This is a genomic window from Ruegeria sp. G10 (assembly GCF_056533645.1).
Genome location: NZ_JBQFOQ010000018.1, coordinates 19,613 through 42,832, shown reverse-complemented (window position 1 = coordinate 42,832; position 23,220 = coordinate 19,613). Strand labels below are relative to the sequence as shown.

21 protein-coding genes, 1 tRNA gene and 1 pseudogene are annotated in these 23,220 nt (G+C 57.0%); 8 read left to right on the top strand and 15 right to left on the bottom strand.

Going from position 1 to position 23,220, the window contains the following annotated elements:
• Nucleotides 1–2: 2 nt before the first annotated feature.
• The 3 genes and pseudogenes from ACR0KM_RS20145 to ACR0KM_RS20135 form a co-directional block, all read left to right on the top strand.
• On the top strand, nt 3–398 hold the full coding sequence (locus tag ACR0KM_RS20145; protein WP_480861490.1) for a hypothetical protein: 396 nt from the start codon (nt 3–5) through the stop codon (nt 396–398).
• 277 nt (nt 399–675) lie between these two features.
• Complete coding sequence (locus ACR0KM_RS20140) at nt 676–972, top strand: hypothetical protein (RefSeq protein WP_480861491.1); 297 nt, start codon at nt 676–678, stop codon at nt 970–972.
• A gap of 28 nt (nt 973–1,000) precedes the next feature.
• Nucleotides 1,001–1,825: pseudogene (locus tag ACR0KM_RS20135) on the top strand (recombinase family protein); the annotation flags it as partial.
• A 703-nt stretch (nt 1,826–2,528) separates the two neighbouring features.
• Here the strand turns inward: ACR0KM_RS20135 and ACR0KM_RS20130 are convergent.
• From ACR0KM_RS20130 to iscR, 10 genes are all read right to left on the bottom strand, one after another.
• Nucleotides 2,529–2,605: transfer RNA gene (locus ACR0KM_RS20130), tRNA-Arg, on the bottom strand.
• 55 nt (nt 2,606–2,660) lie between these two features.
• On the bottom strand, nt 2,661–3,881 hold the full coding sequence (locus ACR0KM_RS20125) for a cysteine desulfurase (RefSeq protein WP_480822325.1): 1,221 nt from the start codon (nt 3,879–3,881) through the stop codon (nt 2,661–2,663).
• Nucleotides 3,882–3,894: 13 nt separating this feature from the next.
• On the bottom strand, nt 3,895–4,461 hold the full coding sequence (locus tag ACR0KM_RS20120) for a Yip1 family protein (RefSeq protein ID WP_480822327.1): 567 nt from the start codon (nt 4,459–4,461) through the stop codon (nt 3,895–3,897).
• Entirely contained in the window at nt 4,458–4,943 is a 486-nt protein-coding gene (locus ACR0KM_RS20115; protein WP_480822329.1) for a YIP1 family protein, read from the bottom strand. The genes ACR0KM_RS20120 and ACR0KM_RS20115 overlap by 4 nt, the downstream gene beginning before the upstream one ends.
• Nucleotides 4,943–6,223, bottom strand: a complete 1,281-nt coding sequence (gene sufD / locus ACR0KM_RS20110) for a Fe-S cluster assembly protein SufD (protein ID WP_480861492.1) — start codon at nt 6,221–6,223, stop codon at nt 4,943–4,945. The genes ACR0KM_RS20115 and sufD overlap by 1 nt, the downstream gene beginning before the upstream one ends.
• Nucleotides 6,223–6,978 carry a Fe-S cluster assembly ATPase SufC gene (gene sufC, locus ACR0KM_RS20105; protein ID WP_480822333.1) on the bottom strand — a complete coding sequence of 252 codons (756 nt, stop codon included), beginning with the start codon at nt 6,976–6,978 and terminating at the stop codon, nt 6,223–6,225. Before sufC ends, sufD begins: the two co-directional genes overlap by 1 nt.
• A 51-nt stretch (nt 6,979–7,029) precedes the next feature.
• Nucleotides 7,030–7,233, bottom strand: coding sequence for a hypothetical protein (locus ACR0KM_RS20100; protein ID WP_480861493.1), 204 nt, complete (start codon nt 7,231–7,233; stop codon nt 7,030–7,032).
• Between the two features lie 268 nt (nt 7,234–7,501).
• Complete coding sequence (gene sufB, locus ACR0KM_RS20095; RefSeq protein WP_480861494.1) at nt 7,502–9,022, bottom strand: Fe-S cluster assembly protein SufB; 1,521 nt, start codon at nt 9,020–9,022, stop codon at nt 7,502–7,504.
• 18 nt (nt 9,023–9,040) lie between these two features.
• Entirely contained in the window at nt 9,041–10,084 is a 1,044-nt protein-coding gene (locus ACR0KM_RS20090; protein WP_480861495.1) for a cysteine desulfurase family protein, read from the bottom strand.
• 54 nt (nt 10,085–10,138) lie between these two features.
• Entirely contained in the window at nt 10,139–10,597 is a 459-nt protein-coding gene (gene iscR / locus ACR0KM_RS20085; RefSeq protein WP_480822341.1) for a Fe-S cluster assembly transcriptional regulator IscR, read from the bottom strand.
• A gap of 179 nt (nt 10,598–10,776) precedes the next feature.
• On the opposite strand from iscR, the gene ACR0KM_RS20080 reads away from it, so the two are divergent.
• From ACR0KM_RS20080 to ACR0KM_RS20065, 4 genes are all read left to right on the top strand, one after another.
• Nucleotides 10,777–11,430, top strand: a complete 654-nt coding sequence (locus ACR0KM_RS20080; protein ID WP_480822343.1) for an alpha/beta hydrolase — start codon at nt 10,777–10,779, stop codon at nt 11,428–11,430.
• Complete coding sequence (locus tag ACR0KM_RS20075; protein WP_480861496.1) at nt 11,430–11,675, top strand: hypothetical protein; 246 nt, start codon at nt 11,430–11,432, stop codon at nt 11,673–11,675. The genes ACR0KM_RS20080 and ACR0KM_RS20075 overlap by 1 nt, the downstream gene beginning before the upstream one ends.
• Before the next feature lie 509 nt (nt 11,676–12,184).
• Nucleotides 12,185–14,002: a translational GTPase TypA gene (gene typA / locus ACR0KM_RS20070; RefSeq protein ID WP_480822347.1), complete on the top strand. Its 1,818-nt coding sequence runs from the start codon at nt 12,185–12,187 to the stop codon at nt 14,000–14,002.
• 273 nt (nt 14,003–14,275) lie between these two features.
• On the top strand, nt 14,276–14,809 hold the full coding sequence (locus ACR0KM_RS20065; protein ID WP_480861497.1) for a hypothetical protein: 534 nt from the start codon (nt 14,276–14,278) through the stop codon (nt 14,807–14,809).
• Nucleotides 14,810–14,931: 122 nt separating this feature from the next.
• Here the strand turns inward: ACR0KM_RS20065 and ACR0KM_RS20060 are convergent, their stop codons facing one another.
• The 4 genes from ACR0KM_RS20060 to recA form a co-directional block, all read right to left on the bottom strand.
• On the bottom strand, nt 14,932–15,483 hold the full coding sequence (locus ACR0KM_RS20060) for a transglutaminase-like cysteine peptidase (protein ID WP_480843352.1): 552 nt from the start codon (nt 15,481–15,483) through the stop codon (nt 14,932–14,934).
• Nucleotides 15,484–15,891: 408 nt separating this feature from the next.
• The gene (locus ACR0KM_RS20055) at nt 15,892–16,179 is read right to left on the bottom strand and encodes a DUF1330 domain-containing protein (RefSeq protein ID WP_480822353.1); all 288 of its coding nucleotides are present in this window, start codon (nt 16,177–16,179) and stop codon (nt 15,892–15,894) included.
• A 1-nt stretch (nt 16,180) separates the two neighbouring features.
• Nucleotides 16,181–18,853 (bottom strand): alanine--tRNA ligase, encoded by a 2,673-nt coding sequence (gene alaS, locus ACR0KM_RS20050; protein WP_480861499.1) that lies wholly within the window; start codon nt 18,851–18,853, stop codon nt 16,181–16,183.
• 224 nt (nt 18,854–19,077) lie between these two features.
• The gene (gene recA / locus ACR0KM_RS20045) at nt 19,078–20,142 is read right to left on the bottom strand and encodes a recombinase RecA (RefSeq protein WP_480822357.1); all 1,065 of its coding nucleotides are present in this window, start codon (nt 20,140–20,142) and stop codon (nt 19,078–19,080) included.
• A gap of 190 nt (nt 20,143–20,332) precedes the next feature.
• Here recA and ACR0KM_RS20040 point away from each other — a divergent pair, with 190 nt between their 5' ends.
• The gene (locus ACR0KM_RS20040; protein WP_480861500.1) at nt 20,333–20,926 is read left to right on the top strand and encodes a gamma-glutamyl kinase; all 594 of its coding nucleotides are present in this window, start codon (nt 20,333–20,335) and stop codon (nt 20,924–20,926) included.
• On the opposite strand, the gene ACR0KM_RS20035 is transcribed toward ACR0KM_RS20040, so the two are convergent.
• Nucleotides 20,923–23,208, bottom strand: coding sequence for an ATP-binding protein (locus ACR0KM_RS20035; RefSeq protein ID WP_480861501.1), 2,286 nt, complete (start codon nt 23,206–23,208; stop codon nt 20,923–20,925). The genes ACR0KM_RS20040 and ACR0KM_RS20035 overlap by 4 nt on opposite strands.
• Nucleotides 23,209–23,220 lie beyond the last annotated feature (12 nt).

The following is a 23,220-nucleotide window of genomic DNA, read 5'->3' as shown; positions in this document are numbered from 1 at the left end:
ATATGCCCTATTTATATAGACTTATAGATGAAGACAGGAATTTAATGGGTAGGAAGTATGACATTATCAAGGGCGCAGAGTTTGCAGACCTAGAGGAAGTGCGTGGCGCAATTCGTGAAGATAAGAACTCAGTAAACACGCAGGATCCGGATACCGGGCTAACGGCGATGCACATTACAGCTGCTGATGGGAATATATCAGTATTCAACGAATTAATGAAACAAGATCACCTTGATCTATCGATCACAGATTATTGGGATAGAACAGCAATCGATTTAGCCAATGAGGCAGGGCATTTTCATCTAGCACAGAGACTAATGGAAAGAGCATTCCCTCAGTTTTTCTCTGACGATGGCGATCCCTATCCAGAGTATCCAGAGGGCGTTACACCTCTCTGAAGCTGCTTTCCGGCAAGCGTGGCAAGTTGATGCCTGACTGTTTCCTCCCGGATACCCATCACGAACAGCCGTTCCATGTACTACACGGCTATGTACTATACCGTTGATATATCGCTAGAACCCGCTCCCAGCCTTGCAGTGCAGCACATGATGTTCTGGGATTGTTCGCGTATGACGTGTATAATGAAACTAGGTGAAAAGCGGACTGACCGTGCCTTTGGCGCGGGGTCCGCTTTTTTGTTCGCTGCACAAAATGAGCGGCCAATGGAGGTGGGCTATGCCTGATGACAGACTAAAGGAATCCTTCAAGCGTTCGCGTATCGGCGTCGATGTCGCCAAGTACCAGGCCATGCTTGATGCACCTGATCTGAGCGAAGATGACAAGGAAGCTCTGCTCAAAAAGCTCTGGTATATCCTGATGGTGTTTGTCGATCTGGGATTTGAACTGCATCCGGTCGAGTTTCCCTGTGGACAACTCGAACAATCGGAGGGTTCCGAGTGCAGCAACGAGCCGCCCATGTTAGAATTGGAGCAGTTCCTTAAGCAAAGATTTGAAGACGTAGCGCGCGACTGAAGCGGCTGCGCAGAAAGAGAGTCCTGTAATGGCAAAGAGTAAAAGGAGATTAGAAGCAGCACTTTGTGTGATTTACCGCCGTGTCTCTTCGATCAAGCAAACGGTCGAGGGGAGTGGTCTGACGTCTCAGGAAACCCGCTGCCGCGAGTTTGCCAGACATAAGGGTTATGAAGTCGCTGCTGTGTTTTCTGATGACATGACTGGCGCTCATGTGAATCGCCCCGGCATGGACGCCATGCTGGTGTGGCTCCGCGAAAACAGAGCCCTCGAACCTATCGTCCTTATTGACGACCTAAGTCGTTTGGCTCGCGGGCTGGAGGCGCATCTGAAGCTTCGCTCGGAGATTGATCTGGCGGGCGGACGCCTTGAAAGCCCGTCAATCGAATTCGGCGAAGACTCTGATTCAATACTTGTAGAGAATCTTCTGGCATCAGTCGCGCAACACCAGAGAGAAAAGAACGGCGAACAGGTTCGCAACCGCATGACAGCGCGCCTGACAGGCGGTTACTGGTGCTTCAAAGCGCCTGTAGGCTACAAATACAAGCGCACAAGCGGGCATGGTAATCTGCTGGTGCGTGACGAGCCTGTGGCGTCAATCATACAGGAAGCGTTTGAAGGGTATGCGGGTGGCAGGTTTACTTCCCAGGCCGAGATCAAACGGTTTCTGGAAACACAGCCTGATTATCCAAAAGACCTGCCGAACGGCGAAATCCGTATGCAACGTGTCAGCGAACTGCTCGCACGTCCGCTGTACGCAGGATACATTGAGAAGACCGACTGGGGCATCACCATGCGAAAGGGGCAACATGAGGCACTTATCGATCTAAAGACCTGGCAAAAGGTTCAAGACCGGCGCACTGGCCGAAACCTGACACCCTTCCGGAAAGACATCTCCGAAGACTTCCCGATGAGGGGTTTCGTGAATTGCGATGACTGCGACAAGCCCATGACGGCGTGCTGGTCAAAGGGGTCTCGTAAACACTACGCCTATTACCTCTGCGACACGAAAGGCTGCGAGTCGTACCGCAAGTCCGTGCCGCGCGCGAAGATTGAAGACGGCTATAAAGAGTTGTTGAAATCACTCCAGCCAAGCAAGTCCTTGGCCAAAGTGGCGCATGAGATGTTCCGTGATCTCTGGAATGCTCGGCTCGACGGCGCAATCGCAGATAAAGAAACAATCAAGCGCGAACTCGCTGACGTGACAAAGCAAAGCGATGCTTTGATCGAGCGGATTGTTGAAGCGAAGAGCGTGCCGGTCATCTCGGCTTATGAGAAAAAGATCGAAGCTTTGGAGCGCCAGAAGCTCATTCTGAGCGAACAGATTGAAAAAATCGAACCGCCGAAAGGACGCTTCGAACAGACGTTCGAACTCGCGTGGAATTTCCTATCAAACCCTTGGAAAATATGGGATTTAGGCGATCTTTCACTGCGTAAAACCGTGCTAAAACTGACCCTTTCGGAGCCTCTCAGATACCACCGGAAAACAGGTTATCGAACACCGAAAACATCATTGCCATTCAATGTGTTAGGTGACTTCGCAGACCCTCTCTGCAAAATGGTGCACCTGAGAGGATTCGAACCTCTGGCCTCTGCCTTCGGAGGGCAGCGCTCTATCCAGCTGAGCTACAGGTGCGTTGGCTGTTAGCTACCCTCGTTCAAGGCCGGGTGCAACTGCAAATACGACCCGATCAGGCAAACAGATCATGCGCCAGTTCAAGCGCGTCAATCAGCGTGTCAACTTCATCGGTGGTATTATAAAGGCCAAAGCTTGCGCGGCACGTTGCCGTGACACCCAGGTGATCCATCAGCGGCCCCGCACAATGGTGGCCCGCCCGCACGGCAACGCCTTTTTTGTCCAAGATCGTCGAGACGTCATGCGCGTGCCCCGCCCCATCCAGCGTGAAGCTGAAAATCGCGGCCTTGTCGGCGGTCGTGCCCTGCACCTGCAGCCAGTTCAAACCGGTCAAACGTTGCATCGCATAATCCCGCAGGCCCGCTTCGTGGGCCGCAATGCTGTCCATTCCAAGGCCCATCATGTAGTCCAGCGCCACGCCCAAACCGATGGTCTGCACGATCCCGGGTGTGCCCGCTTCGAATTTCATGGGTGGGTCATTATAGATGACCTGATCTTTTGAAACCTCTTTGATCATGTCGCCACCACCAATGAACGGGCGCATCTCGGCCATGCGCTCGGACTTGATATAGATCGCACCCGAACCAGAGGGGCCATATAGCTTGTGCCCGGTGATCGCATAGAAGTCACAGCCGATATCTTCGACATTGACCGGCATATGCACGGCACCTTGACTACCATCGACCAGCACCGGAACGCCTTTGGCATGCGCAGCTTGGGTGATCGATTTCACATCGACCACCGTGCCCAGTACGTTCGAGCAATGCGTGACCGCGACCAGTTTGGTTCTGGGACCAATCGCATCAATCACCGCCTGTGGATCCAGATGACCCGCCGCATCAACATCGACCCATTTCAGGACCACTCCCTGACGTTCACGCAGGAAATGCCAGGGCACGATATTGGCGTGATGCTCCATCACGCTCAGAACGATTTCGTCCCCGGCTTCAAGTCGCGGCATGGCCCAGCCATAAGCCACCAGATTGATACCTTCGGTCGTGCCCGAGTTCAGAACGATCTCATCCTCGTCCGTGACCCCCAGAAATCGGGCCACAGTACCCCGGACGGATTCGTATTTCTCGGTCGCGAGGTTCGACAGATAGTGCAGGCCGCGGTGGACGTTCGAGTATTCGTGCGCATAGGCCTGCGTAACCGCATCAATCACGACCTGAGGCTTTTGCGCAGACGCGCCATTGTCCAGATAAGTCAATGGCTTGCCGTTCACTTCGCGGGACAGGATCGGAAAGTCAGCGCGGATTTTCTGCACATCATACATGGATGGGAATTCCCTATACAGGCCCGCCGGGGGACAACCAAAGAACAAACGGGATGGCCAGAACACCCGAAATCAGCATCACCAGAAAAGCCTTGCCCAACGAGTCGAAACGGTGCGCCTGGTTCAGGAAATGCAGTGTTATGTAAAGGCTAAGGCCCAGCACCACCAGACTGGCCGGTAGAAACAGGAAAGGTGCAATGGTTGCCGCAACCAGCACAACCACCTGCCCCGCAATCTGCAGCACCTGCAGCCAGATCACCAACGTCGCGACCTCAAACAGCGATCCTGTGCCGCCCATCATCCTGCCAACGATCTGAAAACCTACGACGCTGATCAGGATCGCTCCGGCAGAGACAAATAGGGTCTGCGATACGGGCACGGTCAGTTGCGGAACATCCGGCCTGACCATCGGCAGAACGATACCCGACGCGGACTGGACCAGAGCATTCAGGATGACCGCCAGAAAAAATGCCAGCCATAAGACATCTCCGCCAAGCCGCATCGCGATCATGCGGCGCGCGGCTTCGGCGGGGTTCGACAGGGTCAGAACAACCAGATTCATCAGTGCGACAGAGCTCATTCAGGCGCCTTTTGCGTTTGTCTCAATCCCGAGAACCAGAACCAGAGGAAAATCGCAACCCATAACAGCCCGATCAGCGACTGAGCAGGACCCGGCCCGATGAAACCAGCGACCAGACCATTCAGCAAAACCAAAGGAGCCGAGGCTAAAAGAGCCCAGAACAATGCGAGGCGCGCGCCATAGCTGCTTCCTTTGCCACCAAAGGCGCGCGCTGCAAGATACGAGAGCCACGCAAGCCCATAGAAGATCAAAGGCAGCATGAACACAGAGCCCAACAAGGCGCCGCCCATCAGCATGTTCAGTTCCGACCCTTCCAGATGCGCTTTGCGCGCAAGGCTGGGAAGTTGCGCGATAAAACCAATCACGCAGAAAGCCATCACAAATGCCAGGGCCCGGTCTTCCCGTGGCCCCATATCCAACAGACGGCGCACAACGCGCCCCGGTCCGCGATACGTGGCTACGATATCGGTTGTCACCGGCATCAACTGCGGCGTGCCAGCCAGCTTTCGAGACGAGAAACGATCACATTGGCCAGCGCTTCGTCGTCGATCTCTTCCACCGCTTCAGCAAGGAAGGCCAGCGTCAGCATGTCGGTCGCATCTTTAACCGGGACGCCCCGGGACCGCAGATAGAACAGCGCCGTCTCATCAATCGCGCCCGAGGTCGACCCGTGCGAACAGGCCACATCATCGGCATAGATCTCAAGCTCGGGCTTGGCCAGAAACTGGCTGTCATCGTCCAGAAGCAAGGATTGGCTGATTTGGTACCCATCCGTTTTCTGAGCACCCTCCTTGACCAGGATCTTGCCCTGAAACACCCCGGTCGCCCCGTTGCGCAGCACCTTTTTGAACACCTGACGGCTTTCGCAATTCACCGCGTCATGGGTGATGAAAACAGTGTCGTCATGGTGAAAATCGCCATCACCAACGCAGGCACCAGCAACATGCGCGACCGCATCGTCGCCGGTCAGTTCGACAACCTGCTCGTTACGGGTCAAGACACCATTCACAGTCAGGGTGAACGATTTGTAAACCGACTCGCGCCCCATTCGGGTAAACATGTGGGTCGCAGCCCGGCGCTGATGGTCCCGTCCCTGCGCACGCACGTGGTGCAGCGTTCCGCCATCGGCGATATCGATCTCCATACACTTGTTGAAGCGCGACGCCGCCGGGCCGTTCTCGAGGATTGTCACCTCGGCATCGCTCTCGACCCGTACGATGTGGTGCAGGATCGCGTCCGATGTTTCAGAGGCGTGGCGATAAATCAGGCTGATCGGTTTTGAGGGCTTTCCCGTGACATGGATCGCCACACCATCCGAGGCAAACGCAGTGTTCAAGGCCGCAAGCGGACGTTGAACCGGATGCTGGCCCTTTGCTTCAAGAACGCCGTATAACTTCTTGGCCCAATGTATATCTTTGCAGCAGATATCCTCGAGTCGATCAATCGAAACACCTTCGAGTGTCAGGTCATCGGACTCTTCCGGACTAAAGACGCCATCCACAAAAACGATCTTGAGACGATCGAACTCATGAAACACCATGGGTTCATCGGTATGGAACAACGCCGCCGGAACCGCCTCGGCCGAGGTCAGCGTATCCGGGCGCGTGTATTTCCAGTACTCGTCACGGCGACCCGGCAAGCCCATTTCGCGCACACGCGCCAGTGCGGCCTCGCGCGCATCACGGGTGCAGCCCGCATCCGGCATGGTCAACGCGGCCAGTCGCTCTTCGGTGGCTGTTTGTTTTGCTTGGGGTAAGGCCATCAGTTCACCTCGGCCAGAATATCGGCATAGCCGTTGTTTTCGACTTCCAGCGCCAGCTCGGGGCCACCGGATTTCACGATGCGGCCATCTGCCATGATATGCACCACGTCAGGCTTGATGTGGTCCAAAAGGCGTTGATAGTGGGTAATCACCAGAAACCCGCGGCCTTCGTCGCGCAGCGCGTTCACGCCTTCCGAAACCAGCTTCATCGCGTCGACATCCAAACCTGAATCCGTCTCGTCCAGGATACACATCTTGGGTTCCAGCATTGCCATCTGCAGGATTTCGTTGCGCTTTTTCTCGCCGCCCGAGAACCCTACATTGACCGGACGCTTCAGCATATCTGCATCGATCTTCAGCGCTTTCGCTTTGGCGCGCACCTCTTTCAGGAAATCAGTGGCCGACAACTCTTCCTGACCGCGTGCCTTGCGCTGCGCGTTCACCGCGGTGCGCAGGAAGGTCATGTTGCCTACACCGGGAATTTCCACCGGATACTGGAAAGCCAGGAAGACGCCCGCTGCGGCGCGTTCTTCAGGCTCCATCTCAAGCAGGTCTTCGCCATCGAGCGTGGCTGCCCCCTCGGTCACCTCATACCCATCGCGCCCTGAAAGCACATAGCTGAGCGTCGACTTGCCCGAGCCATTCGGCCCCATGATCGCATGCACTTTGCCCGCCTCGACCGTCAGATCGACACCTTTGAGGATCGTCTTGTCCTCTTCTTCAAGTTTCACGTGCAGGTTCTTGATTTCCAGCATTTCTTTGTCCTTTTGCGTATCGCAAGGGGCAACGCTGCCCCCGGTCATTTCCTACCCCAGTATCCTGCGGAGCAGCCGCGCGACGACCCAACCCAAGATCGCCCCAGCTCCAACCGCCCAAACCGGGTTGGTGAATTCCATGTGAGTAACATTGACGTAAGCCACGCCCATCAGACCACCCAGAACCGGCAGGGCATAGCCAAGCCAGATCAGCACGTCATCCTTGCAGATGCCATTTCGGTGGTTTCGCGCCATCAGCTTCTCCAATAATTCCATATCTTATGAAGCTGACCCGACCAGAGCCCCCAAACCACGATCAACGGAGGCACAAAGACCAAAAGACTCAGACCCCCGGCCATCGGTCCGTTATTGACGAATGCCGCCACAATGAACCCCAGTAGAACCAGCACAACCGGCAACACGACCCGACGTGACAACCAATAGAAAGCTACCGAGCGTGCGCCTTCTTTGGCATTGGTTTCAAAAACCCTGGCCTCTTGGCTGATTTGGCTAGGGCGCGCCATCAACCGACCGAGCCTTCCAGCGAAATGGCCACGAGCTGCTGCGCTTCCATGGCGAACTCCATGGGCAGCGCCTGCAATACATCCTTGCAGAACCCGTTGACCACCAGCGCCACGGCCTCTTCCTCGTCCATGCCGCGCTGGCGGCAATAGAACAGCTGATCGTCGTCGACCTTGGAAGTTGTCGCCTCGTGCTCAACGCGGGATGAGTTGTTCCTGACCTCGATATACGGAACAGTATGCGCCCCGCATTTGTCGCCGATCAGCAGGCTGTCGCACTGGGTATAGTTGCGGCTGTCCTTCGCCTTGGGATGCATCGAAACAAGCCCGCGATAGGTGTTCTGCGCCTTGCCCGCGCTGATCCCCTTCGACACGATCCGCGACTTGGTGTTCTTGCCCAGATGCACCATCTTCGTACCGGTATCGGCCTGCTGATAGTTGTTGGCAATCGCGATCGAGTAGAACTCGCCCTGACTGTCATCCCCACGCAGGATGCAGGAGGGGTACTTCCATGTCACGGCTGAGCCCGTTTCGACCTGCGTCCACATTACTTTGGACCGATCGCCCCGACAATCGGCGCGCTTGGTCACGAAGTTATAGATCCCACCCTTGCCGTTCTCATCACCGGGGAACCAGTTCTGAACGGTCGAGTATTTCACCTCGGCGTCTTCTTCGATGATGATCTCGACCACCGCCGCGTGCAGCTGTGCTGTATCGCGTTGCGGCGCGGTACAACCCTCTAGGTACGAGACGTAGGAACCCTTGTCGGCGATGATCAGGGTGCGTTCAAATTGCCCCGTGTTTTCGGCGTTGATGCGGAAATAGGTGCTCAGCTCCATCGGGCAGCGCACACCCGGCGGCACATATACGAACGAGCCATCCGAGAATACCGCAGAGTTCAGAGTCGCATAAAAGTTGTCCGACGGCGGTACAACCGTGCCCAGATACTTCTTGACCAGTTCAGGGTGTTCCTTGATCGCCTCAGAGATCGAGCAAAAGATCACGCCGGCCTTCTTCAACTCGTCCTGAAATGTCGTCCCGACCGAAACCGAGTCGAACACCGCGTCTACCGCAACCTTGCGCCCTTCGGCCGGGGCATCCTCGGCCCCTTCGACGCCTGCCAGAATTATCTGTTCTTTCAGAGGGATACCCAGCTTTTCGTATGTTGCCAGAAGCTTGGGATCGACCTCATCCAGCGACTTTGGCTTTTCCTCCATCGATTTCGGACGCGCGTAGTAATACTGATCCTGAAAATCAATCTCGGGGTAGCTGACCATCGCCCATTTGGGCTCTTCCATCTGGGTCCATCGTTCAAACGCGGCCAGACGCCATTCGGTCATCCACTCCGGCTCTTCATTCTTGTCCGAGATCAGACGAACGATATCCGGGTTCACGCCTTTGGGCGCATACTCCATCTCGATATCGGTTTCCCAGCCGTATTTGTAGGTGCTGACCTCGCGAACTGCGTCCACGGTTTCCTGATCAACACCTTCTTTTACCTGGGTCTGGTCCAAAGCGGCCATATGACACCCTCCGTCTGATCACGCAGCACGCGCGCGATGCTTTTTCTCTTTATCCAGCCACGTCTCGGCGAAACGCAGCACGTCTTCTTCGGTCGTCTCAGGCCCCAGCGATACGCGGATCGCACTGGCAGCCGTTTGTTCGTCAAACCCCATCGCAGTCAGCACGGCGCTTGCCCGTACCTTGCCGCTGGAACAGGCCGAGCCCGCGCTGATCGCAAAGCCTGCCAAATCCATCTGCATCACCTGCGTTTCACCCTTCCAACCGGGGGTCGCGAAACACGTGGTGTTCGGGAGTCGCTCCTGACCTTTCCCGACAAAAATAGTAGCTTTCGTTCCAGCCTCAAGAGCGTTTTCTAGAATATTTCTAAATTCAGCGGTCTGCGCCCAAACACCGTTCGCAAGATCCTGCGCGGCTGCTTCAGCTGCGGCACCGAAGCCCGCGATTCCAATGACATTTTCTGTCCCGGACCGACGGCCCATCTCTTGCCCGCCGCCCTTGATCTGCGCCGCGATATCCGTGCCGCGCTTCATGACCAAGGCTCCGATTCCCTTGGGGCCGCCCAGCTTATGCGCCGAAATCAACGCCATCTGCGCACCCATCCAATTGAACGCAACAGGCACCTTGCCGAAAGCCTGCGTTGCATCTGTCACAGCCAGACCTTGAGGCAGCTTCTGAACAATACCTGTTTCCGAATTCGCCAGCTGAAGAACCGATCCCGCAGGGTCTGTCACGACCACCTGGCCCGTTTTCGAAACCGGTAAAGATTCGTCTATCCAGGCTCTTACAGCATCATGTTCAATCGCCGCGCCCTGAAGGTCCCGCGCGGCTATCGCCAAAGCTGCCGCCTCGGTCGCGCCCGAGGTGAAAACGATCTCCGCACCATCCGCGCCGAACGCGCTGGCGATCTGCGACCGGGCCTTTTCGATCACCGCCTTGGCCGCCCGCCCCTCGGCATGCACAGATGAGGGGTTCCCCGCCGCATCCATCGCCGCGACCATCGCCGCGCGCGCCTCGGGGCGCAGGGGTGTTGTTGCATTGTGATCCAGATAAACGCGTTTCATGGATACATCTTTTCTGGTGTCAGGCGTAGAAGCGCGCGCACAGGTCCCATCAAATCAATCGTCCACGACTGCAAACAGGTTCGGCACCGCCGGACATGGGGCCAGATCGTTCATGATGACGTCTGACAGACGAGTCTGATGCAAGAACACATAGACATTCGCGCTAAGGCTTTCCCACAACCGGTTGGTCAGCGATTGCGCACGGCTGCCGGACGAGCCCCCCGACGCCCCCGCACCTTTGTGCATCGCATCAACGGTTTCATCCACTGCCGCCAAAACCTCAACCACGCGTATGTCGGAAGCGGGGCGCGCCAAACGATAGCCACCGCCGGGTCCACGCACCGACGCCACCAGCTCGGCCCGGCGCAGCTTGACGAACAACTGTTCGAGATACGGCAACGAGATATCCTGACGCTCGGAAATCTCACCCAGCGTCACCAGCTTGTCAGACGGCTGTAGCGCAATATCAGCCAGCGCCACCATCGCATAGCGACCCTTTGTCGACAGCTTCATTTCATTCCCTCTCGGCAAGAACCGCGCGAAAACATTGACGCCGCCGCGACCAGTGCGTATCTCCCACTGACAGCGTATTTGCGCGACACAGATGCAATTAGAACCGTTCTAAAGTACCCGACGATTACCGTCAAGATAATCCCGGGACCAACACGGTAAAAAACAGGACGAAAGCACACATGCCCGAGGTGATTTTTCCCGGACCCGAAGGCCGCCTGGAAGGCCGCTACCACCCGCAAAAGGAAAAAGACGCACCGATCGCCATCGTCCTGCACCCGCATCCTCAATTTGGCGGGACCATGAACAACAAGGTGGTCTACAACCTGCACTACGCCTTTTACAACATGGGCTTTACGGTGCTGCGCTTTAACTTCCGCGGTGTTGGCCGCAGCCAGGGCGAATACGATCAGGGCGTTGGAGAGCTGAGCGATGCCGCCTCTGCGCTGGATTACCTGCAGTCGATGAACAACAACTCGAAACACTGCTGGGTCGCCGGATTCTCGTTCGGCGCATGGATCGGGATGCAACTGCTGATGCGCCGCCCCGAGATCACCGGCTTCATCAGTGTCTCGCCGCCCGCGAACATGTATGACTTCTCGTTCCTCGCGCCCTGCCCGTCTTCGGGCCTGATCATCAACGGCTCGGCCGACCGGGTGGCTCCGCCTGCCGACACCGCGTCGCTGGTTGGCAAACTGCACGAGCAAAAGGGCATCACCATCACTCATAACGAGGTCGAGGGTGCGGATCACTTTTTCCAGGAACGTCACATGGATACGCTGATGACCGATGTGACGGATTACGTGAAACGCCGCTTGACCGAGAACACACGCTGATGTCCGACACCATCAACACCCTTGCCGCCAAGTTGGCCGAGGACACGATGAAAGTCATGGATGAAACGGGCGAAGAGCGCTTTTTCGTTGAGGTTGGGGATGTGCTGGGTGCCGCCTCGCAATCCCTGGAGGAAGCGTTCCTGACCGAAATCCGCGTTCGCCTGGCCGAACGCAAAGCGCGCCAGTTCGTCGTTCAGAAGCTGACCGAGCATCGATCGAAACTGAAAGCGATCGAAAAGCAGTAGGAAAAGAAAAAAGGAGCCCTGAGAGCTCCTTTTTTAATCGCTCGGCGGGCGCTTAAACCAAAACCCCGATATACCGATCAACAAATTGGGCTGCATCAATGTCGACGGACCCCCCGTCTGCAAGCCACCCGAGCGCCACAATCAGAACCGAAACGATTATGACGGATTTTGCAAAAGTCGTCATCAACTCAAACTCGTTAAAAAAACACTAAAAACAACACAGTGGATAGCACGCATTTCGGTGGCGCGAATAGTAAGGTTTACCTGACCTTTGGTCATTTGCGGATCCAGAAGGTTTCGCATGGCGGACTGACAGCATCTGGCGCAAACGTTGCATTTGCGTCTCGGTAGCTTGCGCCGCGCACTTCGGGCCTTTGATGATCTGGCTCGTTTGCCGATCAACGGTCTGTTTTAGGGCGCGGCAGCCCGCTGGCTACCGGTTAGGGCTGGTATATTTCGCCGCGCCGCGCTATGCGCGCGTCAACTTCCCGTTCAAAGGCTGACCTCTCATGGACCTGCGCAATATCGCAATCATCGCTCACGTGGACCACGGCAAGACGACCCTGGTGGATGAGCTGCTCAAACAATCCGGAGCGTTCCGGGAAAATCAGGCCGTGGCGGAACGCGCCATGGACAGCAACGATCTGGAGCGCGAGCGTGGCATTACCATTCTCGCCAAAGCGACCAGCGTCGAGTGGAAAGACACGCGCATCAACATCGTCGACACCCCGGGCCACGCCGATTTCGGTGGTGAGGTTGAGCGGATTCTCAGCATGGTTGACGGCGTGGTCCTGCTGGTTGACGCCGCCGAAGGTCCAATGCCGCAGACCAAGTTTGTCACCTCCAAGGCGCTGGCACTGGGGCTGCGCCCGATCGTGGTGCTGAATAAGGTCGACAAACCCGATGCCGAGCCCGACCGCGCGCTGGATGAGTGCTTTGACCTTTTCGCCAACCTCGGCGCAGACGACGACCAGTTGGATTTCCCCGCCATGTATGCCTCGGGGCGCTCGGGCTGGGCCGATATGGAGCTGGATGGCCCGCGCAAGGACCTGACCGCCCTGTTCGACCTGATCGTCGATCACGTTCCCGCCCCCAAACAGATCGAAAAAAAGAACGAGCCGTTCCGCATGCTCGCCACGACGCTGGGCAGCGACCCGTTCATCGGTCGCATCCTGACCGGTCGTGTGGAAAGCGGCACGCTTAAAGCGGGCGACACCCTCAAGGCGCTCAGCCGGGACGGTTCGCTGATCGAGAACTTCCGCGCGTCGAAAATTCTGGCCTTCCGTGGTCTGGCGCAGCAACCCATCGACGTGGCCGAAGCGGGTGACATCGTGACCATCGCAGGCATGAGCAAAGCCACCGTCGCGGATTCGTTGGTCGCCCCGCAGGTCGACGAGGCCCTGCCCGCACAGCCCATCGATCCGCCGACCATCACCGTCACCTTCGGCATCAACGACTCGCCCTTGGCCGGTCGTGACGGCAAAAAGGTTCAGTCCCGCGTGATCCGCGACCGGCTGATGAAAGAGGCCGAATCGAATGTCGCAATCCGCATCACCGACACCCCCGGTGGCGAAGCGTTCGAGGTCGCGGGGCGTGGCGAACTGCAGATGGGTGTCCTGATCGAGAATATGCGCCGGGAAGGCTTCGAACTGAGCATCTCGCGCCCGCAGGTTCTGTTCCGCGAAGAAGACGGCCAGCGCCTTGAGCCCATCGAAGAAGTCACCATCGACGTAGATGACGAGTATTCCGGCTCGGTGATCGAAAAGATAACCGGCGCCCGCAAAGGTGAACTGGCCGAGATGCGCCCCGCAGGCGCAGGCAAGACCCGCATTATTGCGCACGTGCCCTCGCGCGGCTTGATCGGCTATCACGGCGAATTCCTGACCGACACGCGCGGGACCGGTGTTCTAAACCGCGTGTTCCACGGATGGGCAGCGCACAAAGGCCCGATCCCTGGTCGCCGCGCCGGCGTTCTGATCTCGATGGAAAACGGTCAGGCCGTGGCCTACGCCCTATGGAACCTTGAAGAGCGCGGCCGCATGTTCGTGGGCCCGCAGGCCGATGTCTATCAGGGCATGGTGATCGGCGAGCACTCGCGCGACAACGACCTTGAGGTGAACCCACTGAAAGGCAAAAAGCTGACCAACGTGCGCGCCAGCGGTTCGGACGATGCGGTACGCCTGACGCCGCATATCCAGTTCTCACTGGAAGAAGCCATCGCCTATATCGACGATGACGAGCTGGTCGAGGTCACGCCAAACGCTATACGCCTGCGCAAACGCTACCTCGATCCGCATGAACGCAAAAGGATGTCTAAATCCGCTTAGAAGGCGCAGTAATCTGGTTCACAGATTGGAAACAATGACCCAATCGTGGCAATTTTGCGTCATTTCTCGCATCCAAGAAATCCGGAAAGCTCAGCCGCAGGCTGGGCTTTCTTTTTGTTTTTTATTGCTTTTTCTGCAAGCAGTCGCATTTTCCGGATTTGAGCCACTTCCCCGCCCAGCAAAAAACGCGCAGAAAGATGCCCAATTTATGTTCAAACTGTGACGGCGGGGCGATATACGCAACGTAGTTAATGAGTACCAAGGAGAGGCGCCATGCGCATCAAGTCCACCCTGTTATCTTTTGTTTTTGTTTCTGCAACATTCCCCTTTCTCTCAACCGGCACCGCGCAAGCTTCGGAAATGTGCACCGTGAAAACGGCGCGGCAGTCGGTCTCTTCAACCACGCTATGCGCTTGCGACATCGTTAGTTCGCAAATGCTGAGATACATCCAGCGCCGCGCTGATTTTGAATCAATCCTGGAACAGACCTTTCTTGACTGCCCAGCTTTCGCTGCGCTGCTGACCGACCTTCCCACAGCCTCCGTTGGCGTTGCCCAGCAGCGCTCTGGCGATGGTCCGGCAGATGAAAATCGTGGTAGCCCGAGCTCTAACGATCCAAGTGGCAATGGTAGCCCTGGTGGCGGCAGTCCATCGGGTAGTGGTCCTGAAAAAGAATCTGAAAAGCAGACTGATACAAAGTCTGAAACGCAGACCGATACAAAGTCTGAAACAAAAACTGAAACAGAGACTGAAACAAAGACCGAGACAAAGACCGAAACAAAGACCATCGGTCTAGTTCAGAAGTAGCCTTGCGATTTCGCGATCCCGAGTGCAATGATCACGCCCACAAAACCAAAGAGAATGAGGGAAGTGCAAAGCGACTCTCATTCAATTGGTTGATTATCTAGGCGTCTGATACCAAGCAGTGCTTAGCTGCGACCGTATACACCAACCCACTTGCGCGGCTGATTTGGGTTCTGCATACGCAAAAAGAGATAACGGGTCTCTGACCAGGGTTTGATGCGGTTCGTCAAGTTGTCGAGAACCAAATCGCCCTGATCAGAGCGATACACCAAGACCGCATGGGGGTTCCTACGTGAGTCCAAAACCGTTGCGATCAAAAGGCGACGCGGGTCGATTCCCGCATTTACAAGATCTCGTTTCTTAAGCAACGCAAAATCTTCACAATCTCCGCCACGCGAGGTGGGAAGCGCCCAGTGCTCTCGCATTCTGTATTGAGACTGGTCTGTCACCTCGCGCGTCGAGGCATTGACGCGTCGGTTGATCTGCTTGACCAGTTTCATCTCTTGAGCACCGGACATGGAAGCCACTGCTTTGTGCGCGCAAGCCCATGCGTATTGCCGGCACAACTGAACCGCACCAGATGGTGGGGGCGACGCAGCAACAACCGGAATGAATGCGCCATCGCGTGCTTCTGCGCTTGTAGCGAAGAACGCAGACCCACATAGCAGCAGAGACATCGCGCACGCACCGCCAAATCGAACGACGCCGTTACCTGCGACCCTTAGCTTCGTGCTAATCCAATCCATCCCAGTCCCTCGAGCTCTGTTCAATCAAACCGATCAGCGTGGCTCAGAACCCTATCTGCTCACTGGAAAATATCCGTGAACAGCGGGTCGCACGCAATCTCATGTTGAAGCTGAGGGGGAAAAGCGGCGGAAATTCGTCATTTTTTGTGACGATTTCCGCGCAGGATCATGGCGCGGGCGTCACATTTGGCCCGATCTCCACTTTAAAATCGTGACGTAAGACATTGTAATAATTTGACTTTGCGGGGCATAAAAGCCGGCCATACAGTCTAAGCGATAACACACATTCTCGTGATCGGTTTCAACGAGCTCGCGGAGATCCAGGTCCAAAGGTGATTCTCAATCAGTGATTTCAACGACGACCAGTTCTCGCTCGCTGGCCCCGCGTGCGTGATCCAGCGCCTTCTGATATTCGGCCGAGTGATAACACTCCACCGCCGCTTCCACCGATGGGAAACGCGCGACCACATTTCTTGGCCGCTCTTTGCCTTCCAGCTGGACATAGCGCGCGGCACGGGCGATAAACTCTCCGCCATGGGCCGCGATAGCAGGGCCCGCCAGCTCAGCATATTTTCCGTAGGCGTCCGCATCAGTTACCGTGACATGCGCGATCCAGAGTGCTGGCATCTTATCCTCCCAATACCTGCTCGGCAGCCTTGATGGCCGCATCTGCGTTCGAAGCATCCTTGCCACCACCCTGCGCCATGTCCGGTCGGCCGCCACCGCCCTTACCGCCGAGTTCCGCGACCGCCGCCTTGACCAGATCAACCGCGGACAGCTTTTCGATCAAATCCTGCGTCACACCAGCGGCCACTGCCGCCTTGCCGCCCGTGTCCGCGATCAGCAATACAGCCCCTGATCCCAGGCGGGTTTTGTGCTCGTCAATCAGCGCAGGTAAGTCTTTTCCGGATACACCGGTCAGAGATTGCGCAAAGAATGCAACACCGTTGACCTCGCGGGCATCGGCACCGCCGCCCTGTCCGGCACCCCCGGCCATGGCCAGATCGCGGCGCAGCTGGGCCACTTCGTTCTGCAGTGCCTTGCGTTCGTCCAGCAACGATTTCACACGCGCCACCACATCATCTGGCTGCGCTCTCAGCTCAAGCGCGATCGCACCCAAACGGTGATCCTGTGCAGACAGGTATTTGAACGCCTCATCCCCGGTCAGAGCTTCAATCCGCCGCACACCCGCACTGCTGGCGCTGTCGCCCAGTACGACAAACGTACCGATATCGCCGGTCTGACGCACATGCGTCCCGCCGCAAAGCTCGATCGACCACGTCTCGCCATCCTGCCCTTTGCCGGTCGGCGCCTTGCCCATAGAAACAACGCGCACCTCGTCACCGTATTTTTCGCCAAACAACGCCTGCGCCCCCAGTGCACGCGCGTCGTCCGGGGTCATGATGCGGGTTTCAACGGGTGAATTCTGGCGGATGAAATCGTTCACCTCCCGCTCAACCTTTTGGATTTCGTCCAAGGTCAGCGCCTTGGCGTGGCTGAAATCGAACCGCAGACGCTCGGCGGCATTGAGCGACCCACGCTGCGCCACATGGTCGCCAAGCGTTTCACGAAGCGCCTCATGCAGAAGGTGCGTGGCCGAGTGGTTTGCGCGGATCGCGGTACGACGGGTGTGATCAACAGCAAGCTCGACAGCATCGCCTTTGGACAGCATGCCCTGATCCACCACAATCTTATGCGCATAGACCTTCCCATCGGCGAATTTCTTGGTGTCTTCAACGCGTGAGACATGCGCGCGTTCGTCCAGACGGCGAATTTCGCCCGTGTCGCCAACCTGACCGCCGGCCTCGCCATAGAACGGCGTCTGGTTGACAACAGCCCACCCCGTGCCGCCCGTTTCGATCTTGTCCACCAGCGCACCGTCAACGACCAGCGCCGCAATCTGTCCCTCGGCCTGCTCTGTATCGTAGCCCAGAAAGTCAGTGGCCCCGGCGGTATCGAGCACATCGAACCAAACAGCCTGGTCAGCGGATTCACCAGACCCCGCCCATGCGGCACGGGCCTTGGCCTTTTGCTCGGCCATCGCAGCATCGAATCCATCGGTGTCGACGGTCAGCCCCTTCTCTCGCAGGGCATCTTGCGTCAGGTCCAACGGGAATCCATAGGTGTCATACAGCTTGAACGCCGCATCGCCGGGCAATGCCGCGCCTTTTGGCAGTCCAGCCACCTCATCGTCGAGCAGTTTGAGTCCACGGTCGAGCGTTTGCTTGAACCGCGTCTCTTCCAACAGCAGTGTTTCTTCGATCAGCGGTTGGGCCTGCCCCAGTTCCGAGTACTGAGCGCCCATCAATCGCACCAGCGTCGGCACCAGCTGGTGCATCACCGGGTCCTTCGCGCCCAGCAGATGCGCATGGCGCATCGCGCGTCGCATGATCCGGCGCAGAACATATCCACGCCCATCATTGCTGGGCATGACACCATCCGCGATCAGGAAGGATGTCGAGCGCAAGTGATCCGCGATCACGCGATGATGCACGTTCTGATCGCCGTAAGGATCGACGCCTGTCGCCTCAGCCGATGCCTCGATCAGTGTTTTGAACAGATCGGTATCGTAATTGTCATGGCTGCCCTGCAGCAGCGCGCCGATCCGCTCCAGCCCCATGCCGGTGTCGATCGACTGCATGTCGAGTTCCACCATCGAGCCGTCCTCGAACTGCTCGTTCTGCATGAAAACGATGTTCCAGATTTCGATGAACCGGTCGCCATCTTCCTCGGCTGAACCCGGAGGGCCGCCCCAGATATGATCGCCGTGATCATAGAAAATCTCGGTACAGGGACCGCAAGGACCGGTCGGGCCCATCTGCCAGAAGTTGTCATTGGTGGCGATGCGGATGATCCTGTCTTCGGGAACGCCGACCTTTTTCCAGATCTCGAATGCTTCATCATCCGTATGGTAAACGGTGGTCAACAGGCGGTTCTTGTCGATCCCGAATTCCTTGGTGATCAACTCCCAGGCGAACGGGATGGCATCATGCTTGAAATAGTCCCCGAACGAGAAATTCCCCAGCATTTCAAAGAATGTATGATGGCGAGCGGTGTAGCCCACATTGTCCAGATCGTTGTGCTTGCCCCCTGCCCGCACGCATTTTTGCGCAGTTGTGGCGCGGCTGTAGTCGCGCGTTTCAACGCCGGTGAACAGGTTCTTGAACTGCACCATGCCCGAGTTCACGAACATCAGCGTCGGGTCATTACGCGGCACCAGCGGGCTGGACGCGACCACCTCGTGCCCCTGCTTGGCGAAATAGTTCAGAAAGGTTGATCGGATATCGTTCAGCGTGGGCATTTGGGCTCTCTCGGCGCGCAATCATCTTGTTCGCTCATGGGTTTATCCCTGTCCCAAAGGATAGTCCACAGGATAGAGGGGCCGCCCTTGGGATAAGCAACTATCTCACGGCATCGTAGGTGCCTGAAACGAAACAAGGCGGCCCTGATGGACCGCCCTGTTCCAGATATTCTCAGCACCATCGGGGTGCCGGGGGATTTCTGCTGTTCCCGTCAGCGACTGTCTCAAGCCTCGAGGATATCATCCTCTTCCGCTTGTGGTGGCATGTCGAAATCCAAGCCATGCGCAGCGCGAATCTTATCTTCAATCTCGAACGCGACGCGACCATTGTCACGCAGGTATTGCTTTGCGTTCTCGCGTCCCTGCCCGATCCGTTCATCACCATAGCTGAACCACGAACCCGACTTCTCGACCACACCGGCCTTTACGCCCAGATCCAGCAGTTCACCCATCTTGCTGATGCCTTCGCCATACATGATGTCGAATTCCACCTGCTTGAACGGCGGTGCCACCTTGTTCTTGACGACCTTCACACGGGTCTGGTTGCCAACCACTTCATCCCGATCCTTGATCGCCCCGATACGACGAATATCCAGCCGGACCGAGCTGTAGAATTTCAGCGCGTTACCGCCTGTTGTGGTCTCGGGGCTGCCAAACATCACGCCGATCTTCATCCTGATCTGGTTGATGAAGATCACCATACAGTTCGAGCGGCTGATCGAACCCGTCAGTTTGCGCATTGCCTGGCTCATAAGACGCGCCTGAACACCCACATTGCTGTCGCCCATGTCGCCCTCAAGCTCGGATTTCGGCGTTAGTGCCGCCACCGAGTCGACCACGACCATATTCACCGCGCCCGAGCGCACCAGAGTGTCAGTAATCTCCAACGCCTGTTCACCGGTATCGGGCTGTGAGATCAGCAACTCGTCCAGATCAACGCCCAGCTTGCGCGCATATTGCGGGTCCAGTGCATGTTCCGCGTCAACGAACGCGCAAACACCACCGCGCTTCTGCTGTTCCGCAATACAATGCAGCGTCAGCGTGGTTTTACCCGAGCTTTCAGGCCCGTAAATCTCAACAATCCGCCCCATTGGCAGACCGCCGATTCCCAGCGCGATATCCAGCCCGAGGGAGCCGGTCGAGCTAGCCTCGATATCCTGCTTGGAATCCTCGCCCAGCTTCATGATCGAGCCCTTGCCGAACTGTCGTTCGATCTGGGCCAAAGCGCTGTCGAGCGCCTTTTGCTTGTCTGCGTTTTTCTTGTCGCTCATTGTCAGAAGATCCGCCATTGTCCTGTCACTATCCCTTTTGTCACACCCTTTGACGGGCGGCAATCGCTGCTTTGTTCGCCTCTTGTTCCTTATGGGACCAAAAAGAGAACATTTCAACTAAAACTTACGAAACCCACTGTTGAGCAATTGTGTTAAAGAGTCGTTTACGACAATCTGCGACACGAAAAGCGTTGAAGAGAAAAGAGAAATGCTGGTTTTTTACAAAGAGCGTCTTGCGCTGTTGTCTGTGCCCAAAACCGGTAGTACCGCCTATCAGGAAGCCCTGCGCGACCGGGCTGATATCGTAATTTCCGGTCCGACAGACCTGAAACATGCAAACCTGCGTCGCTATGACAGGTTCTTTCAGTCCATGTTCCGCAAAATCTTCGACACCGAGATGGAGGTGATGGCTGTCATACGCGAACCCATAGACTGGCTGGGCAGTTGGTATCGATACCGCTCGCGGCCGGAACGGCAGGGGCATGCGCATGCCACCCACACGCTGAGTTTCGACGATTTTCTGAACGCCTATATGGCGTCCCCAACCGCGCCCTTTGCCGATGTCGGATCCCAGAGTGACTTTCTGCGCCCGCGCAAAACCGGCGCTGACGTTGATCACTTGTTCAAATACGAAAACCAGGACGCGATACGGTCTTTTTTGCAGGATCGTCTGAACTGCGATATCCACCTAGAACGCACGAATGTCTCACCGGAACGGCCTTTGGATCTTGCTGCAGAGACCGAACGGCGGTTCCGCAAACGACATGCCGCCGAATTCGCACTGTATCAGGCGGCGCGCTAACTCAATTGCTGATAAACCGCTTCGGTCAGTTGCGTCAGTGAGAACGGTTTGGGCAGAAAAGCGGAATTCTCAAGCTCTGGGCCGGACTCACTGAAAGCACCTTCTGTATAGCCTGACATGAACACCACCCGCACATCAGGGCGCGTCTCACGCGCCTGACGGACCCAACTTGGGCCATCCATACCGGGCATGACCACATCAGTCACGAAGACATCGACAGACAAATCCGTGTCTTCAAGCAGGTGCAAGGCCTCCTCGGCCGAGGCCGCCTCGAGCACGGTGTATCCTTTCAGCCGCAGCGCGCGTGTTGCAAAGGCGCGCACCGGCGCTTCGTCTTCGACAAGCAGAACCACGCCCTCACCCTGACGCGCAATCGGCTCTTCCAGAGCGACGGGTGCCGCAGGTTCTTCGCTGACGATCAGCGTGCTGACGGGTAATAGGACCATGAATTCTGTCCCCTTACCCAGCACGCTGTCGACAAAAATGAAACCACCGGTCTGCTTCACGATTCCATAGACGGTGGACAGGCCCAGCCCCGTGCCTTCACCCGTGCGCTTGGTGGTATAGAACGGCTCGAACACCTTTTGCAGCTTGTCTGTAGGTATGCCGATGCCGCTGTCGATCACCTTCACCGTAACATATTCGCCGGGCTGTACCGTTGCCCGGTCGCGGGTGAAGGGCCGATCCAGGGACAGCACCTCGGTCTCGATCCGGATCTCGCCACCCTCGGGCATCGCGTCGCGGGCGTTGACCACGAGGTTCATCAAAACCTGCTCAAGCTGACGCTTGTCGGCGCATACCGGTTTAAGGACGGGATCGTGGCTGAGGGTCAGGCGCACCTTCTCACCGACCAGACGGTTCAGCAGATGAATCAAATCCGAGATCGTATCCCGCAGGTCCAGAGTCTGGGGCCGCAACGTCTGCTTGCGCGAGAACGCAAGCAACTGGCTGACCAGAGCCGCCGCGCGGTTAGCGTTCTGATTGATCTGCACAAGGTCCCCATAATCCGGATCGTTTTGATCATGGCGCAGCAGCAGCAAATCGCAGTGACCCGAAATCGCGGTCAGAAGATTGTTGAAATCATGCGCAACCCCACCTGCAAGCTGGCCCACCGCCTGCATTTTTTGACCCTGAACAAATTGCGCCTCAAGTGTCTTCAGCTCCGTTGCATCGTTGAGCACAGCAATCAGTGCTGCCTGGCCCTCGCGCTGGATACGCGACAGAGTGACCTGTACGAACACGTCTTGATCCCGGCGCGTCAGGCGCAGAAATTCCGAACGCGGAGTGGCGTTCAGTTCCAGCGCGCGGCTCAGCCAGTCGCGGATCGGATACCCAAGCCCCTGCATCATAGTCTCGATATTGGTAACCCCGGGTTCGACGTCTCCGATCAGTTGCTCTGCCAATCGGTTGGCTTCCAGAATTTCTCCGTCGGCGGAAAGCCGCATGACCGGAACAGGAAGCTCGGCGACCGTCGCCGGATCAAGATCGGCAGTAGCGACATCAACCGGCGTCAACAGGATATCCCGGACCGTGTCGCTTTCCCGCAAGGTCGAAAGAATCACCGATCTTTGCCCCTCTGGGGTCAGCAACTGATGGACGCCAGGCTGCGCACCGGGTGATAGCACCTGGCCAATGGTCACGGGGCTGCGGCCAAGAAGGCGTATCGCTGCGTCGTTTGCCCCCAACACCACATCGTCGCAACCAACCGTCAGGACCGGAGCCTGAATGTCCCGAGCACGGCACGCTGGTTGCGGCCCAAAGCGCCAGCAAAAGCAATCGTCATCCAGCCGCGTCACCGCGACCGAGATCGTCTGACCACGCGTGACAATATCGCGCTCGGCCCTTCCCCGTGTCCTGGCCTGCGCCTGGAGACTGGTCAAAACCGCAGCCGGGGTCGCGAATCTGGACCGCAGGCATATGTCGAGACGTCCGCCAACGGTCGCTTTCAGGCAGGATCGTGCGCGCAGATTGGCATTCAGGATACGTCCACTTGCGCTGGCGATCAGGCTGGATGTGGTCTGATGATCAAGATAAGCCGAGATGTAAGCCAGCGCTTGCTGGCTGGCCCGGTTCTGATGCCATTTGCGCGCGAGTTCAAAGAGAACAACAACCAGCGACGACAAACCCGCGGTCAGGGTCATTACGCTCCACGGAGCTGGAACCAGACCAAGCCCGGCAGGCAGGCACAAAATCAGAGCGATCACCCCAAGTGAGACAGAACGCCAGTGTACACCACCCCAACGCCCCGCAGCGTCAGGAAAGGACTGAGAAATTTCGGACATAAACAGCTCGTG